The sequence below is a fragment of the Synechococcus sp. JA-3-3Ab genome (genome assembly GCF_000013205.1).
GTDB lineage: Bacteria > Cyanobacteriota > Cyanobacteriia > Thermostichales > Thermostichaceae > Thermostichus.
Map to the genome: position 1 here is coordinate 2,180,112 of NC_007775.1, position 15,198 is coordinate 2,195,309.

Genomic DNA, 15,198 nt, shown 5'->3' on the forward strand with positions numbered 1-15,198 from the left:
TCCCCCTAGGTTAGAGCTGAAACAACTCGGGCGGAGCCAGGTCGTGGCTAAGCGCCTCAGCCTCAAAGTGGCCGCTCATGCCCACCACCTGCCACTCAGCACCGCGATTCCCCTGACGGAAGCGCAGCCGTCGAGCCCGCAACGGCACCACGGCTACAACTTCTACTGGAAATTGTTGGTATTCGCCCAAGTACTCCCGGTAGTCCGGCGGCAGGTCGGCACTGCTTTCGATTTGAATCCAAAACACTCGTCCCGCCTGGTTGCCGTAAGCGCGGATCTGCTCCTGACCCTGGTACTGCTCCACGCCGCGTAGCCGCTGCCGCCCCACTTGCATAGACTGAGCCCACTCCGGCAAGGGATCCCCCAAGCTAATCGGCCAGGCTGGTGCACCCAACCCCAGCCAACACAACAGCAGCAGAACCCAGACCCAGGGCCAGCGGCGTGTCCTTCGATGGGCAGGGATCCCTTGGGCAACCATCACTTTCCTCCGCAGTTAACTCGAGGCTTCAGAAGAGGGAATCGGCCTCAGCGCAGGCGAAAGCCGATCCGCCCCCTTTCAATATCAAAGGCAACATCGGCGTTGAAAAACAGGGGCATGCCCAACAGTTGCACTCTCTGGTTGCCGTTAACAAAAATCCGATCCCGGCTGGGCGTTACCGGAAAGCCAACCCGAATGCGGTAGTCAAAGGCTCCCTCCAAGAGAGCCCGCCATTCCGAGCCTGGGGGTAGGGTTGAGGTGGGAAAGGGAGCTGCTCCCAACAGGCGAACGTTGAGGAAGATGTCGGAAGCGCCGCTATCAAATAGGGTGGGGCTGAGGACATTTTGAATAGAAGTGTTGCCAATGCTGTAGGCCACCTGCAGGGCCTCATCCCGCCAGATGGGTGTGCCATCGGGAAAGCTACCCACCTGGGGCAGTTGCCGGAAACTGAAGCCGGCGGTGTTGGCCTCCGTCAGGCCGACTGTGAAAAGGCCTTGAACAGAGTCGAACCCCCCTGTCTGAACAATGTACCCAGAGCGGAAATTGCCCGGCAGGCGGGTGAGGGGACTAAACAAGTTGCGATCGGGGCTGCGCTCGTCCAAAGAGGTGCCGAGGATCCCGGCAAAGGGGCGCCCTGGCCCAAACAGGTTGTCGGAGCAGGTAGCCACCAGGGGCTCCACACAGGTGATTTGGTCGATCAACTGAATCGTGACCGGCTCCCGGCTCTGGATCCCGCCCAAGCTGAAGGGAGCGCGAGCCAGCACTCCGAGAAATTGCGTGCCATCGGCGAAGGTTACCGTGGAAGGGATCCCTGTCCGCTCCAGGCCAAAGCGCCCCGCCGCCGAGGACAGAATGCGCAGACCTGCCGAGCCGCTATCTAGCAAAACTTCAACCTCGCTCCCGGCCACCCCCACCCTCAAACCCAGCAACCTAAAGCGGCTGTTGCCCAGAGTGCGCACCGGCATGGGGAGCGACTGGCTGCCCGGCTCGGGCGGAGGGGGGATCAGTCCGGGAGGGGAGGTCACAGAGCCCTCGGGGCTAGAGCAGGCGATCCCCAGCAGCACCACCAGCGCCAGCACCAGCCCCCTCAGCCTGCGCCAGGTTTCCCTTGTCCAGGCTTTCCTCGGGAGCCGCGCTCCTGTCTGCATCAGATCCACTCCTCCAGCCACCAAGCGCTCGAGCAGGGAAAACCGGCCTATGCCAACCCCCCCTGCCCCTAGCTTGCCGAGGGGGCTGCCAAGGCGCGCAGTGCTCGGATATGCCGGCCAAGAACAGTGTAGCCAGAGCCCGAGGCGGGATCCCCCCCTCTGCTAGCGGGACAGGTTCTCGCCCTGCGGGCTAGCCTCCGGCATCAGACAGCCGAGGGCATCACACCCTGCTGGCCCCTCTGCGGTTAGGGCGAGGTTGCGGTCATAGCGCGCCAGCGCCTCGTAGAAGTTATCGACCTTTCGCCTTTGCTTGACCTCGGCCATCAGCCGTTCATAGGTGGCTTTGTCAATTTTCTCAAAGGGCAAGCGGGGGAAGGGAGCGTCGAAGCGGGCCAGCAGTGCTGCGCTGATGTAGCCCTCGTCGTCGCGGATGGCCTCGTAAATGCGGGATCCCAGCGCCTCGATCTCGTCCTCGCGCAGCTCGAGGGTGGCCGAGGTGTTGTGGGTGGTGTAGTACTTTTGCACCTGCATGTAGAAGTCGAACTGGGCCAGGGCAGAAAAGCGCTCAATCTCAATCTCCTCAGCGCCGGGCAAGTTGGCCCACTCCACCTCCACCGGCAGCTCCACCAGCCACTCGGTGCAGCGGGGATCAAAGGGGTCGTTGAGCAGGTTGCCGTTTTCATCCTTATCAGACTGGGCGGGCACCACCGAGTAGCCGTAGTCCAGACAGGCGAGGGCCACGGGGTCGTTTTTGGCAAAGGTGATGCGGCGGATGTAGCGCTGGGCCTTGGGCGGGTGCCAGCCGGGGGAGGCGTTGGTGAGCAGGGACTTGGTGCCGGCGGGCTGAACAGTGGTGCAGCGGTTGGGACGGCGCAACCCGTGGCGGTCGCAGTAGTCCCAGACCACGCGGTGGACGACCTCCTTCCAGAAGCTGAGGTATTCCCGCTCCTGCTGCTTAAACTCCCGCCCCAGAGGCGTATCGGGCCTCCCTTCCTGCCACCAGCGCAGCCAGTCCACCCCAAAGGCTTTGACGCAAAAGTCAAATAGACCAGTAAACGAGACGCCGACAATGGGATCCCATTCCCTTGAGCGCTGGAAGCGGGGCTCAACAAAGCGGTGGTGCAATAGCGCCGCAGCCGACAGGGCCCCTGCCGTAAAGGCCTCCTCTTGCTCCTGGCGGTTGTGGGGATCTAGCCGGTTGAGGTGGATCTCGGCCAGATTGCAGTGGAAGTCGCATCCGATGATCTCACCGCAGTTGTGGACAACCAACCCATTGGCATCAAAGCAGCTTGGGCCGGGCACGGTGCAGTCATAGACCGGTTCCACGCCGTCAGGCTCCAGGGCTGCAACTGTAACCGTAAACCACTCCCGGTTGAGCCGGCGCTGGTAGCTGCCGAGCAGTTCACCTAGCTTCTGAGCTTTGCGCGGTTCTCGAAAGCCCACCACTGCCTGAAACTGGTGCAGGTTGTCCCCGCTAATGACCAGCTCGTGCTGCACCTTGCAGGCGTAGGGGGCTGGCTGGCGCTTGCTATCAGGCAGCAGACGATACCCAGCGGGACGGCGATTCTCGTAGATGGCCGAGACAATCCCTAGACGCGCCAGCATGCGCTGCACAGCTTTGAGGGTGTCCAGGTTGCTTTGGGAAAGCCGCACACTAACTCCCTTCTCTTGACCGCCCTGCACACTGCCGTCTGCGTCAAACAGGCCGCACAAAAAGCCGCGGTGGAAATCAAAGCTTGTGGCTTCCAGTGCCGCAGTCATTTGCTTCTGTCCTGGAGCCATGCCGAACTTAGCCGCCAGTCTCGCCAAGCCGGTGGAATGGATAACCCAGCACTTCAGCTTGGGGTGATAACAGGTCTCTGGCCGGCGAGGTTCGTACCCTACCGCAGCCTGCAACACCTGAGCCGCATGGAGGCTCCTCTCCTGCTGCGTATCCTGCCCATAGCGCAGTACAGCCGTGTCATTCCCCTGGGTTGTGGCAAGGCTGCCGTCGCCCAGCAAATTCCCCAAGAGCCAGCCTTCCTCCCAGGTCCCCTCACCATCCCAGGGGGTCAGGTCGCGATGGTTGTGCAGCAGAATGCGGTCGCCCGGGCGGAGCTCTTCTGCCGGCACCCATTCCGTGTATTGCGCCTTTGGAGTCTGGGCAATGACTTTGAGAACACGATGGTTGCCCGTCAGCCGAAGAGAAAATCCCTCCTGGGTCACCAGCTTGAGCACGGGCTTGGTGCCGGAGTAGAAAAACCCCTCTGGGGTCGTGCTGAATAGCTCGCCGTTGACGTAGGTGCTGTGCTGCTTGCCAATAAGGTCTTTCACCTGGCGCGGGCCGTCGCCCGTGTGGATCCAAGTGTCTGCGGTAACGCAGGGGTTCAGCCCATACCGTTGCACCCTATGCCACGTTGGCGGTTGGACAGACGGAGAGCTACTAGCTGCCTGCCGCTCCTCTATCCAGCGCCTAGCTCCCTCGGGTCCCTCCGAGGCATAGACGTTGAGGAACTCCCGCTTCAGCTCGGGGGTGTTGATTAGGTCGGCGTTGGCCCGCGCTACGGCTTCTCCAGCCCACTGGATAGCCCCCTCGCCGGAGTAAAACTGCTTGCGCACGGCAGCAATGCACTCTTCCCGCGTTGGCTTGCGGTGAAATACCCGGGTGTGGTTGGCCATGCGCAGGGCATCTCGCTCAGGGTCAATTCTCCAGTTGCCCTGCTCGTCCTGCTGCCAGAGATTGTCTTTGGCGCTAGATCCCAGCTCGTCGTCGGCGGCAAACTGGCGCATACCTGCACTACGGCGGATATTCCCCGCCACCACCGTTGCGGCCGCCTCATCAATGAGCAGGCAGCACTCTACCGAGTTCAGTTGCCTGCCCACGGCTTTGTTGAGGATGGCGGCACAGCGCTGGTACAAGCCGGGCAGCTTGATGGGGTTGGCCACGCCCCCAAACCCTTTTAGCCGCTCCCCAGCGGGGCGCACATGGCTGAGATCCACCGTCACCTCCACCTGACCCCCAAAACTGGGATCCGCCGCCAGCTCCAGCAGCGCCTGGTAGGACTCCACCCAGCCCCGCCGGCTATCCCCCACCTGGATGTGCACCCGGGATCCCTGCCGCTGGATGGGGGTGTGCTCCTGCCGAGAATGCCGCGGCGTGGCGCCGATGGATCCCACCACCTGCACCTGCAGGCGGTTGAGGATGGGGGGCAAGCGGTTGATGAACTGGGGCTCCAGCACCGCCCCCGTGCCGCAGCCCATCATGGCCAAATCCATCATCAGGCCAAAAGAGCGCCAGTCCACCACGGTGAGGCTGGTGCAGTTGTAGGCACCGGAGTAGTTTTCCGGCTTCTGGATCCAGTCGGTGCCCATCACCCACAGGGCCCGACCGGAGATCAAGGCCTTCAACTGCCGCTGCAGACGTTCCACCAGCTCCCGCTCTTGAGGAGTAAAACGCCCTAAGCGGGCAATATCGGCCAGGGTGCGATCGCAGACGTCGCTCCAGGTCTCGCGGCTGCTATCTGGGCGACGCCGACTGTAGGTGCGGTAGAACACTGGGGCAGCCGCCGGGGCCGTGGCTGGAAATTCGCCCAGGGAGCCCATACCAAGTCCCTGGATTGCCGGAGAATGTGCTTCCTTGCTCTGAACCATAGTTACACCCCTTCTGCAAAGCTGCCTTTGGGAAAGCTCCTTTGAGCGCCGGTTTACAACCCTGCCGAGCCAATGCCCAACCACGTTATCACAATCTTCAGAAGCCTGGTGTTGTAGGTGGTGGTGTTCTCTAGGCAACTCCTCAGGATCCCCTAGGGATAGGGCAAGCTCGGTTACCTCCCCCCGCTGTTCCCCTGGGCTGGCGGCGGCGGGTGGGGAAGGAAGACCAGGCAAAAGGGCTACAGTGGAAAAGAGGGATCCCACGTCAAGTCTGCAATGGCACCTTCCTGGGCCTTCTCCCAAGTAAGAGCTTTGTAAGGAGTTGCATCGCCATGACCAGTCGCCTGCGCATCGGTAGCCTGTGGGGGATCCCCCTCTTCCTTGACTACACCTGGTTTCCGGCGGCCCTGTTGCTGGTGCTCTCCTATGGCGTGGTGACGGCCCTGGGGCTGTTTCTCTCTTTGCTGGCTCACGAGCTGGCCCACAGCCTGGTGGCCCGCGCCTATGGGGTACGGGTGAGTTCCATCACCCTGTTCATCTTTGGCGGCATGGCGGCCATTGAGCGGGAAGTCCCCCGTCCCCTGGGCGCTTTTTGGGTGGCCCTGGCAGGGCCCCTTCTCAGTTTGGGCTTGTTTGTCCTCTTTAGCGTGGCCGGAGCTTGGGCTGGGCCGGGGTCGCCCCTGACCTCAACCCTCGCCAGCCTGGCTGCCATCAACCTAATGATTGCCCTGTTTAATCTGCTGCCGGGACTGCCCCTGGATGGGGGGCAGATGCTCAAAGCGGCGATCTGGGGTTGGACAGGGGATCGGCAAAAGGGCATGCTGTGGGCGGCTCGCGCTGGGCAAGGGGTAGGCTGGGGGTTGGTGGCCCTGGGGTTGTGGGTGGTGTTCTTAGGGAGCCTCAACGGCCTGTGGATAGGCCTGATTGGCCTATTTATCGTCAACAGCGCCCGCCGCTATGAGCAGTATGCGCAACTGCAGCAGGTGCTGGCCCGCCTAAAAGCTGCGGATGTGATGACCCGCCGGTTTCGGGTGGTGGATGCGGGCATGAGCCTGCGGGAGTTTGTCGATCGCTACCTGGTGCCTTCTTCCCTCAGGCCGGAAGCCCCAGCTCAGCCAGCGGACGTTTATTTTGCCGAAGAAGATGGCCGCTACCGCGGCCTGGTCAGGCCGGAACTGCTCAACGACATCGAGCGTAGCCAGTGGGATCACCTCACCCTCAAAGCCATTCTCAAGCCGATGGAGCAACTGCAGGGGGTGCAAGAGGAAACCCCCATCCCCCAGGTGATTCAGATGATGCGCCAGGCAGAGCCGCGCCGCATTCTGGTCTTCACCCCCAGCGGCGCCATTGCCGGCTTGATCGACCGCGGCGATGTGGTAGCGGTGGCGGCGCGGGAGTTGGGGGTGGTACTGCCCCAGGAGGTGGTGCAGAGGCTGCGCGACAGCGAAGAATGGCCCCCTGGCTTCCAGGTAGAAGAAAACCTCGCCGGCGAGGGATCCCCTAATCCACAGCAGCAAGCGTGACGAGAGAGGGGCTGTGGCAGGTTTTTGATGAAAGGTGACCTCACATACTGTCTTGAGCGGCTTTCGTCGTTAAGATTTAATAAGATTAAGGATGATCTCTATCGATTAAGAATTTTGAATCGCACACACCGTCTTTTGCCTGCCCATACCTATTGCCTGAGCAACGGGCTGGGCGTCATTCTTCACCCTATCCCAATTGCCGATTCTGCAACTGTCGATGTCTGGGTTCGGACAGGCGGGCGCAACGAGCCACCAGAGTGGCTAGGCATCTCCCATTTTCTGGAGCACATGGTCTTCAAGGGCAGCGAGCGACTGGCCCCCGGCGAGCTGGATCGGGCCATCGAGGGCCGGGGGGGAATTGCCAACGCTGCTACTGGCCAGGATTACACCCACTACTACATGACAGTAGCTGCCGCCGATCTGCCGGAGACTTTGCCCTATCTGGCGGAGGCAGTGTTGCGGGCTGGGATCCCCGATCAGGAGTTTGAGCAAGAGCAGCAGGTGATTTTGGAGGAGATTCGCCGCGCTGCTGACAACCTGGGCTACACCGCCTATCAGCTCCTCATGGAAACTGCCTTTGGGGTGGAGCACCCCTATGGGCGACCTGTGCTGGGCACGCCGGCAAGCCTGATGGGGTTGACCCCAGAGCTACTACGCGCCTACCACCGCGGCTGGTACCGACCCGAATTCATGACGGTGGTGGTGACGGGAGGCATTGATCCTGAGCGAGCTCTGGCCTTGGTGGAAAAGGAGTTTGGCGGCTCCGCCGGTGGCCCTGGTTGGATTGCCCCTCCGATCTCTCCTCAGCCCCGCCCGCAGGGGGTTCTGCGCCGCGAAAGCGCCCACGCCCGCGCAGAAGAGGCCCGCCTGAAATTAGCCTGGCCCACTGTCAGCCTCGACGCCTGGGAGCAGGTGTGCGGCCTAGAGCTGTTGGCCGTAGTGCTGGGGGAGGGCCGTAGTTCGCGGCTGGTGCATCTGTTGCGCGAGCAGCGGGGCTGGGTGAGGGCTATCGGCTGCTCTTCGCTGGTGCTGAAGGAGGGGGGGCTCTTTTGCATCAGCGCTCAACTGGAGGTAGAGGATTTGGCACAGGTGGAGTCAACCATCCTGCACGAGATCGAGAAGTTACAGCAGGACGGCATTGGCCAAGCGGAGCTGGATCGCGCCCGGCGCATGCTCACCCACGAGCTGCTCTTCTCCGCCGAGTCCCCCAGTCAACTGGCCAGCCTCTACGGCTACTACGAGACCCTGGTTGGGGTACAGCGCCTGCAGGAGTACCTGGAGCTGTTGCAAGCGTTTACTCCGGCGCAAATCCGCGAGCTGGCGCAGCAGTATCTCTCCCCTCAGGCTTACGTGGTCGCTCTGCTCAAGCCGGCTGCCTCTGACGCTGCCGCGGCTTCGGAGCTGCAACTGGCCTGCCGTTGATGGCCTTTCAGTCTTGGATCCCTTGCCCAATGCACCCCACCCTGTCCACCACCCAACGCGGCCATCTGCAGCGCCTCTGCTTGACCAACGGCATCACGCTGCTGGTGGGCCAGAACGCGGCGGTGGAGATCCTGGCTGCCCACTGTTTTTTTCGCGGCGGCAGCCGGGTAGAGCAACCGCAGCAGGCGGGCTTGAGCCAGTTGCTGGCCGCTGTCCTCACCAAGGGCACCCGGCAGCGCGACTCCCAGGCTATTGCCGCTTGGGTGGAATCGTTGGGAGCTTCCCTTTCGGTAGACAGCGCCGCCGATCATTTCGAGGTCGCCCTGCGCTGTGTAGCGGAGGATTTTCCGGAGCTGTTGCAGTTGCTGGCGGAGATCCTCCGCGATCCCAGCTTTCCCGAGGCAGAGGTGGCGCGGGAGCGGGACTTGATGCTGCAAGCCATTCGCGCCCGACAGGAACGGCCTTTCAGCTTGGCTTTTGATCAGGTGCGGCGGGCCCTCTATGGGGATCACCCCTACGCCCTGCCAGAGCTGGGAGGAGTGGAAACAGTGGGATCCCTGACCCGCGAGGATTTGCTGGCCTACCACGCCACCTACTGCCGCCCAGAGGGCATGGTGATGGCGGTGATCGGCCCAGAGCCGCCCGAGACAGTGGCGGCCCAAGTGGAAGCGGCTCTGGGAGATTGGGTGAGCGCCGGCCCGCCCGCCCCCGACCCAGCCCTGCCGCTGTCTCCCTTGGAGAGGCCGCAACTGCTGAAGCTGCCCCAGCCCACCCAGCAGACGACGATCTTGATGGGCTTCCGCGGCTCCCCTGCCGCTTCCGCCGACTATCCGGCCCTGAAGCTATTGGCCACCTACCTGGGCAGCGGCCTGTCCAGCCGCCTGTTTGTGGAGCTGCGCGAGCGCAGCGGCCTGGCCTATGAGGTCTCGGCCTTTTTTGCCACCCGCCGGGATCCCGCCCCTTTTGGGGCCTACCTGGGCACGGCACCGGAGAACACTTTGGTGGCCCTGGAGCGCCTGCAAGCGGAGATCCGTCGCCTCCACGACACCCTCCTGAGCGGCGAGGAAGTGGAGATGGCCCAGCGCAAGCTCTTGGGCCAATATGCCCTCAGCAAACAAACCAACGCCCAAGTGGCCCAACTGGCCGGTTGGTACGAGATTTTGGGCCTGGGCCTGGAGTTCGACCAGCAGTATTTGCAGCGAGTAAGGCAGCTCACCCCTGCCCATCTCCATCAGGCCGCAACAACCTACCTGGTCAACCCGGCCATTGCCCTGGTGGGGCCGGAAGAAGCTTTGGCAAAAGTTGAACTGTAGGTGGGTGCCACGAGGCAGGCTGCCGACTTCTGCGCAGCGGCACGACGGGGCTTGCCGCGCACCGGGTCAGTTTCCGGATCAGGCTTTTTCAAGACGCGACCCTTACTGCTGCTGGCCCCCAGCAGCTAGGACGGCGGTCAGGGTAGGGCTTAGAGGATAGAGAGGGAGGTTCCAGACGCTCTTGTGCTGGGTTCCCTTCTCCCCCAGGGCGAGAGCCCCCTCCAGTTCCCTAGAAGTCGAGATCCCAGAGGGGGAAAAATCCCACCAGCAGCTCCACAATCACCAAAGCGGGCAGCAGGTTGGCCACCCGCAGGCGGGCCAGGCCGAGCAGGTTAATGCCAATACCCAGGATGAGGATCCCGCCAGTGGCTTCCAAGGCGGCGAGCAGGTCTGGGCGCAACAGCGGCTGCAGTTGCCGCGCCAGCAGGGCCACGCCTCCCTGAACCAAGAGCACCGGCAGGGCGGAAAACAGCGTGCCCCAGCCGAGGCTGGCCGTAAAGGCAAGGGTGGCAATGCCATCCAAGGCGGCCTTGACCAAGAGCAGCGAGGGATCCCCCAGGCCATCCTGGATAGCTCCCAGCAGAGTCATGGGGCCGACCACAAACAGGATGGTGGTGGTCACGAAGGCGCGGGCGATAGGGCTGGGGCCCAGCCAGGGGCTCACCCGCTTTTCCAGGCCCTGTCCCAGCCGCTCAAAGGCGGCCTCGAGGTCGATCCCTTCCCCCAGCAAAGCCCCCCCGATCAGGGCCAGCAAAACCGTTACCGCCTGGGCAGCGCTGCTGAGGGTGAGAGCCATCTGGATCCCCAAGACCAACACCAGGGATCCCAGGGCTTGCAACAGGGTTTGGCTTATGCGTTCGGGCAGGCGACGGCCCGCCGCCCAACCGAGGCCGCTGCCCACTAGGATCGCGAGGGCATTGACAAGGGTGCCGGTGCCGGGAGGAGCCATACAACGTGCCCAGAGCTAAGCTTTCTCGATTATTTCTCAGTCTCGGATATAAGGTTCGTCCCAAGCCTGCGCGGAAACACCTGGGCAGATGCACCATTTCTGCTGCCGATCCTGGCTATACTGAGGACACGCCCGCCCAGGCTAGAGGTGGGCTTTTACTCGGCAAAAATTCAGATGAGCTTTTGGAAAGGCCTGTTTGCGGCAGCAGGGGCCGCTACAACCAAAGAGCCGGCGCAAACAGCCAAAGCCGACCGTCGCCAGGAAACGTTGGCGGTGGGGGGGGAGACTATTGTCTTTAGCCTGGATCCCAACTTGGATCTGTATGAGCTGGAGGAACTTTGCGATGCAGTAGGGTGGTCGCGTCGCCCCATCCACAAGGTTAGGAAAGCCCTGCAACACAGTTTTCTGGTGGTGTCGATGTGGCAGCAGCGGGGCAGCTACCGTCGCCTCATCGGCTTTGCCCGCGCCACCTCTGACCACGCCTTCAATGCCACCATCTGGGATGTGGTGGTGCATCCTGAGTTTCAGGGCCGGGGGCTGGGCAGGCGGCTGATGGAAAAGGTGATCCACGAGCTGCGCGCCCAAGACATCAGCAACATCACCCTCTTTGCCGACCGCGATGTGGTTAGCTTCTACGAGCGGCTGGGCTTTACGCCCGACCCGGAGGGGATCAAGGGCATGTTCTGGTACCCCCGCTAGCCCATGGCTGCTCTGCCCACGGTGATCTTGCCCGGTTATCTGGCGGGCGCCTCTGAGTATGAGCCTTTGCGTCGGGAGCTGGAGGCCCGCGGTTACCCGGCTCGGGTGGTGCCGCTGCAGGTGCGCAGTTGGCTGCCTACCCTGGGAGGAAGGCCCGTCACGCCCATCTTGCAGGCGCTGCAGGCCACGATTCGGCGTACCCAAGCCGAGTTTGAAGTGGACCGGGTTAACCTGGTGGCCCACTCCGCGGGCGGCTGGATTGCCCGCATCTACCTGGGATCCGTGCCCTACGGGGGGCAGGTCTGGCAGGGGCGGGAGCACGTTTCCACCCTAATTAGCCTGGGATCCCCGCACACCAGCCGGGAGCGCTGGACAAGGCGCAACCTGGACTTCGTTAACACCCACTACCCGGGAGCCTTCTGGCCACAGGTCAAATACGTCTGTGTGGCGGGCAAGGCCATCCAAGGGCGGCGCGTGGGCCTGGGATCGCTATGGCGGCAGGAGCATTATCTGGCTTGGCTGGCCTACAACAGCTACCGGCTTACCGCCGGCCAAGGGGAGCTGTGGGGAGATGGCATCACCCCCATTGAGGCCGCCCATCTGCCAGGGGCCATCAACCTCACCCTTCCCGACTGTCACCATTCTGGTCGAGGCGGGCGGCGCTGGTACGGCTCGCCTGAGGTGGTGGACAGGTGGGCCCCCTATTTGGTCTAGGGGGTTTTAGCCGCTGGACTCCCTGCGATCGGCGGCGGGAGTCTCGGGCAGCGAGGCGGTGGATTGGCGGCGCTCCTGTTGGCGCCGGGCCGCTTTCACCATCTCCTCGACGATGGCCCGCGCCTGCTTCAGGCGATCCAAGTTGCTGCGGTAAAGCTCCAGATCTTTTTTGACTCGCTCCGGCGAAAAGGGTAGGTTGCCGATCACGTCCTCCAGAAAGTGGCGGGTGCGCTCTTCCGGCTCCTTGTAGAGCGAGGTGGCCACCGCTTCGTAGGCCGTGTAGAGGCCAACCGCCAAAACTCGGCTGTAGGCGTAGGGGGGCTGGGTCATGCGCTGCAAAATCGCCTTCAGCCCGCCCACATCTTCTGCCTCCGGCTTGAGACAGAGCAGGTTGTATCGCTGGACGGGATCCCCGCTGCGCATCAGCTCCAGCAGGTCGCGGGCGTTCTTGCGCAACACCTCCGGCTTCAGGTGCAGCGCCTTGCAGAGGGCGTTGAAGATGGCCTCGCGCTGCTCTGGGGGATGGTAGGCTTCCATCAGGCTGTCGTAGAGAGTAACCAGACCCAGGGCAAAAAAAGGATCGTAGACGAAGGCGCTGTTGACGGTGGTCAGGTGCAGCTCCACCAGCAACTCCTCCACCACTCGCCGGTAGGCGGCGTTGATCGGACGAGGGTAGGCGCTGAAAAAGGCCGCTTTGGTGGCGGAGAGGGTACGAACAGGGTTCACAGGCAGAGAAAGAGAGACCTTGAGGCAGATTTATTGCTTTCCTCTATTGTCCCCTGCAGCGACTCTGAGGGCAAGCAAGGGCCCCGGTTCCGCTATGGTGGGATACGGATGGGGAACCCTGGCTGGATCGAACAAGTGGATCGAATGAGAAGATGGCAGCAACAGAGGGAACAGTGGTGGTGAAGATCGGCACCTCCAGCTTGACAGACATGCAGACGGGCTCGCTGCGCCTTTCCGTGCTGGGGCCGCTGGTGGAGGTGCTGACTCGGCTGCGCAGCCAGGGCTATGCGGTAATCCTGGTCTCCTCCGGGGCGGTGGGGATAGGCTGTGCCCGCCTGGGCTTGCGCCAACGGCCGACGGCAATTGCGGAAAAGCAGGCGGTGGCGGCGGTGGGTCAGGGACGGCTGATTCGCCTGTACGACGATCTCTTCTCTGCTCTCAACCAACCCATTGCCCAGGTGCTGCTCACCCGAGGCGACTTCGTGGAGCGCAGCCGCTACGTCAATGCCAATCGCACCTTCACCCAACTGCTGCAGATGGGGGTTATCCCTATCGTCAACGAGAACGATACGGTGGCAGTGGAGGAGCTGAAGTTTGGTGACAATGATTCCCTCTCTGCCCTCGTGGCCAGCATGGTACAGGCCAAGTGGCTGATCCTGCTCACCGACGTGGACAGGCTCTATTCGGCGGATCCCCATCGGGACCCCTCCGCCGAGCCGATCGAACGGGTGTGGCGCGGGATGCCGCTGCAGATAAAGGCGGAAGCCCACGGCAACAGTGGCTGGGGCACCGGCGGCATGGCAACCAAGCTCGCTGCGGCTCAAATCGCCACCGCTGCCGGCGTGACGGTCGTGATCACCAACGGCAAACGGCCCGACCAGATCCCAGCCATCTTAGCCGGCGAGCCCATTGGCACCCGCTTTGAGCCCGCTCCTCAGCCGGTTAGCGCCCGCAAGCGGTGGATTGCCTACGGCCTTATCCCCGAGGGATCCCTGACTCTGGATGAGGGAGCCGTGCGGGCAATCTGTGAGCAGGGGCGCTCGCTGCTGCCGGCAGGGATCACCGACGTTTCTGGCGACTTTGAGGCAGGGGCAGCCGTGCGCCTGTGCGATCCCGGCGGACGGGAGGTAGGGCGGGGCCTGGTCAACTACAGCGCCGAGGAACTGCGGCGGATCAAAGGCAAGAAAACCGCCGAGATCCCCTACATCTTGGGCTACGAGGGAGTCGATACAGCGGTTCACCGGGATAACCTGGCCCTGCTTGACTAACACCTCAATCCCCCGGCTTAACCACCCACTCCACGGGGGTTTTGCTGGGATCGGGCAATTTCAGCGAAAACAGCCCTGCCATCAAAATCAACAGGGTGGAAAACCAGAGGCAGCCCTCCAGACCGTAAAGCTGGAAGAGGATCCCCGAAGTCACCGTCCCCAGCAGGCGCCCACCGGAGTTGGCCATGTAGTAAAAGCCCACGTTGAGGGCGACATCGTCATCCTCTGTGTAGGCCAGTACCAGATAGGAGTGCACCGCCGAGTTGAAGGCAAAGACGATCCCGAAGAGGATGAGGCCGCCGGTAACCACCCATTGCGGCGGCAGGCCGGCCATAAAAGCGGTAGCAATGAGTGCCGGCACCGCCGTCAAGGTGAACGTCCAGATCTGGATGGTGCGGGCCTTGGGGGCGCGACCCGGGCGACCTCCTCCCAGGAGCTGGGGCGCTAGGAACTGGATGATCCCATAGCCAATGACCCAGAGGGCCATGTAGCTGCCCACCTGCATAAAGCTCCAGCCTAGGCTGTCGTAGAGGAACACCGGCAGGGCCACCACAAACCACACATCGCGCGACCCAAAGAGGAAAAAGCGGGCGGCTGAGAGGAGGTTGATCTCGCGGCTTTTGGAAAACAGCCGCTTGAAGGGGATCTTGGCCTTGACCTTGCCCATGTCCGCCGGCAGCAGGATCCCGGAACAGAAGATCAAAGCCAGCGCCCCCGCCTGGACGAAATTGGCCATGCGGAAGCCCATGGGATCCCCGTAGATCTCAGTGAAGATCTGCAGCAGGGCCGCCCCGACGAAAAACCCTACCCCCTTGAGGGCGTTTTTGGATCCCGTCAGCATGGCCACCCAGCGGAAGAGGCGGGACTCGGCCTCCTTGGGCACCACCAGGCGGATGGCGCTTTTGGAGCTCATCTTGGTGAGATCTTTGGCGATCCCGGCCAGGGCTTGGGCCGTCATCACATAGGCCACCTGGCCCCAGACCGGCCATTGCAGGTTGATCACCCCCAGCATCACCAAGCCGAAGATCTGGATGGCGATGCCCCCGTACAGCGTCAGCCGCAGGCCAAACAGGGATCCAATCCAGCCGCCCAGAAAGTTGGTGATCACCCCAAAGATCTCGTAGAAGAGAAACAGCATGGCAATCTGAATCGGGGTGAAGCCCAACTTGTGGAAGTGGAGCAGCACCAACATGCGGATGGCGCCGTCGGTGAGGGTAAAGCCCCAGTAGGCAGCCGTTACCAGGGCATAGTTGCGCACGGCGGCAGCTTGGGCGCTCGAGACAGCAGTCATGGGCAGGCCTCCAAGGGGGATGCTTCAAAAAACGCTT

12 protein-coding genes are annotated in these 15,198 nt (G+C 62.6%); 6 read left to right on the forward strand and 6 right to left on the reverse strand.

The features are described 5' to 3' along the window. Positions 1 to 10: 10 nt before the first annotated feature. The 3 genes from CYA_RS10190 to nrdJ all read right to left on the reverse strand — a co-directional run bounded on the left by CYA_RS10190 (position 11) and on the right by nrdJ (position 5,208). Complete coding sequence (locus CYA_RS10190; protein WP_011430981.1) at positions 11 to 478, reverse strand: hypothetical protein; 468 nt, start codon at positions 476 to 478, stop codon at positions 11 to 13. A gap of 47 nt (positions 479 to 525) precedes the next feature. Then, the gene (locus CYA_RS10195; protein WP_011430982.1) at positions 526 to 1,626 is read right to left on the reverse strand and encodes a hypothetical protein; all 1,101 of its coding nucleotides are present in this window, start codon (positions 1,624 to 1,626) and stop codon (positions 526 to 528) included. Positions 1,627 to 1,788: 162 nt separating this feature from the next. Next, positions 1,789 to 5,208: a ribonucleoside-triphosphate reductase, adenosylcobalamin-dependent gene (nrdJ, locus tag CYA_RS10200; protein WP_148203206.1), complete on the reverse strand. Its 3,420-nt coding sequence runs from the start codon at positions 5,206 to 5,208 to the stop codon at positions 1,789 to 1,791. A 380-nt stretch (positions 5,209 to 5,588) separates the two neighbouring features. On the opposite strand from nrdJ, the gene CYA_RS10205 reads away from it, so the two are divergent. From CYA_RS10205 to CYA_RS10215, 3 genes are all read left to right on the forward strand, one after another. Next, positions 5,589 to 6,779, forward strand: coding sequence for a site-2 protease family protein (locus CYA_RS10205; protein WP_011430984.1), 1,191 nt, complete (start codon positions 5,589 to 5,591; stop codon positions 6,777 to 6,779). A gap of 114 nt (positions 6,780 to 6,893) precedes the next feature. Then, positions 6,894 to 8,201: a M16 family metallopeptidase gene (locus CYA_RS10210; RefSeq protein WP_011430985.1), complete on the forward strand. Its 1,308-nt coding sequence runs from the start codon at positions 6,894 to 6,896 to the stop codon at positions 8,199 to 8,201. Then, positions 8,201 to 9,514 carry a M16 family metallopeptidase gene (locus tag CYA_RS10215; RefSeq protein WP_011430986.1) on the forward strand — a complete coding sequence of 438 codons (1,314 nt, stop codon included), beginning with the start codon at positions 8,201 to 8,203 and terminating at the stop codon, positions 9,512 to 9,514. The genes CYA_RS10210 and CYA_RS10215 overlap by 1 nt, the downstream gene beginning before the upstream one ends. Before the next feature lie 229 nt (positions 9,515 to 9,743). Here CYA_RS10215 and CYA_RS10220 read toward each other — a convergent pair whose 3' ends face one another. Then, complete coding sequence (locus CYA_RS10220; RefSeq protein ID WP_011430987.1) at positions 9,744 to 10,463, reverse strand: DUF554 domain-containing protein; 720 nt, start codon at positions 10,461 to 10,463, stop codon at positions 9,744 to 9,746. A 174-nt stretch (positions 10,464 to 10,637) separates the two neighbouring features. On the opposite strand from CYA_RS10220, the gene CYA_RS10225 reads away from it, so the two are divergent. Next, on the forward strand, positions 10,638 to 11,162 hold the full coding sequence (locus CYA_RS10225) for a GNAT family N-acetyltransferase (RefSeq protein ID WP_011430988.1): 525 nt from the start codon (positions 10,638 to 10,640) through the stop codon (positions 11,160 to 11,162). Between the two features lie 3 nt (positions 11,163 to 11,165). Next, positions 11,166 to 11,876: an esterase/lipase family protein gene (locus CYA_RS10230; protein WP_011430989.1), complete on the forward strand. Its 711-nt coding sequence runs from the start codon at positions 11,166 to 11,168 to the stop codon at positions 11,874 to 11,876. A 6-nt stretch (positions 11,877 to 11,882) separates the two neighbouring features. On the opposite strand, the gene psb29 is transcribed toward CYA_RS10230, so the two are convergent. After that, a complete protein-coding gene (gene psb29 / locus CYA_RS10235) occupies positions 11,883 to 12,602 on the reverse strand; it encodes a photosystem II biogenesis protein Psp29 (protein WP_011430990.1) in 720 nt (239 codons plus the stop codon). 152 nt (positions 12,603 to 12,754) lie between these two features. Here psb29 and proB point away from each other — a divergent pair, with 152 nt between their 5' ends. Beyond that, a complete protein-coding gene (gene proB, locus CYA_RS10240) occupies positions 12,755 to 13,870 on the forward strand; it encodes a glutamate 5-kinase (protein WP_011430991.1) in 1,116 nt (371 codons plus the stop codon). A gap of 4 nt (positions 13,871 to 13,874) precedes the next feature. Here proB and arsJ read toward each other — a convergent pair whose 3' ends face one another. Beyond that, positions 13,875 to 15,161 (reverse strand): organoarsenical effux MFS transporter ArsJ, encoded by a 1,287-nt coding sequence (gene arsJ / locus CYA_RS10245; protein WP_011430992.1) that lies wholly within the window; start codon positions 15,159 to 15,161, stop codon positions 13,875 to 13,877. Positions 15,162 to 15,198: the final 37 nt, after the last annotated feature.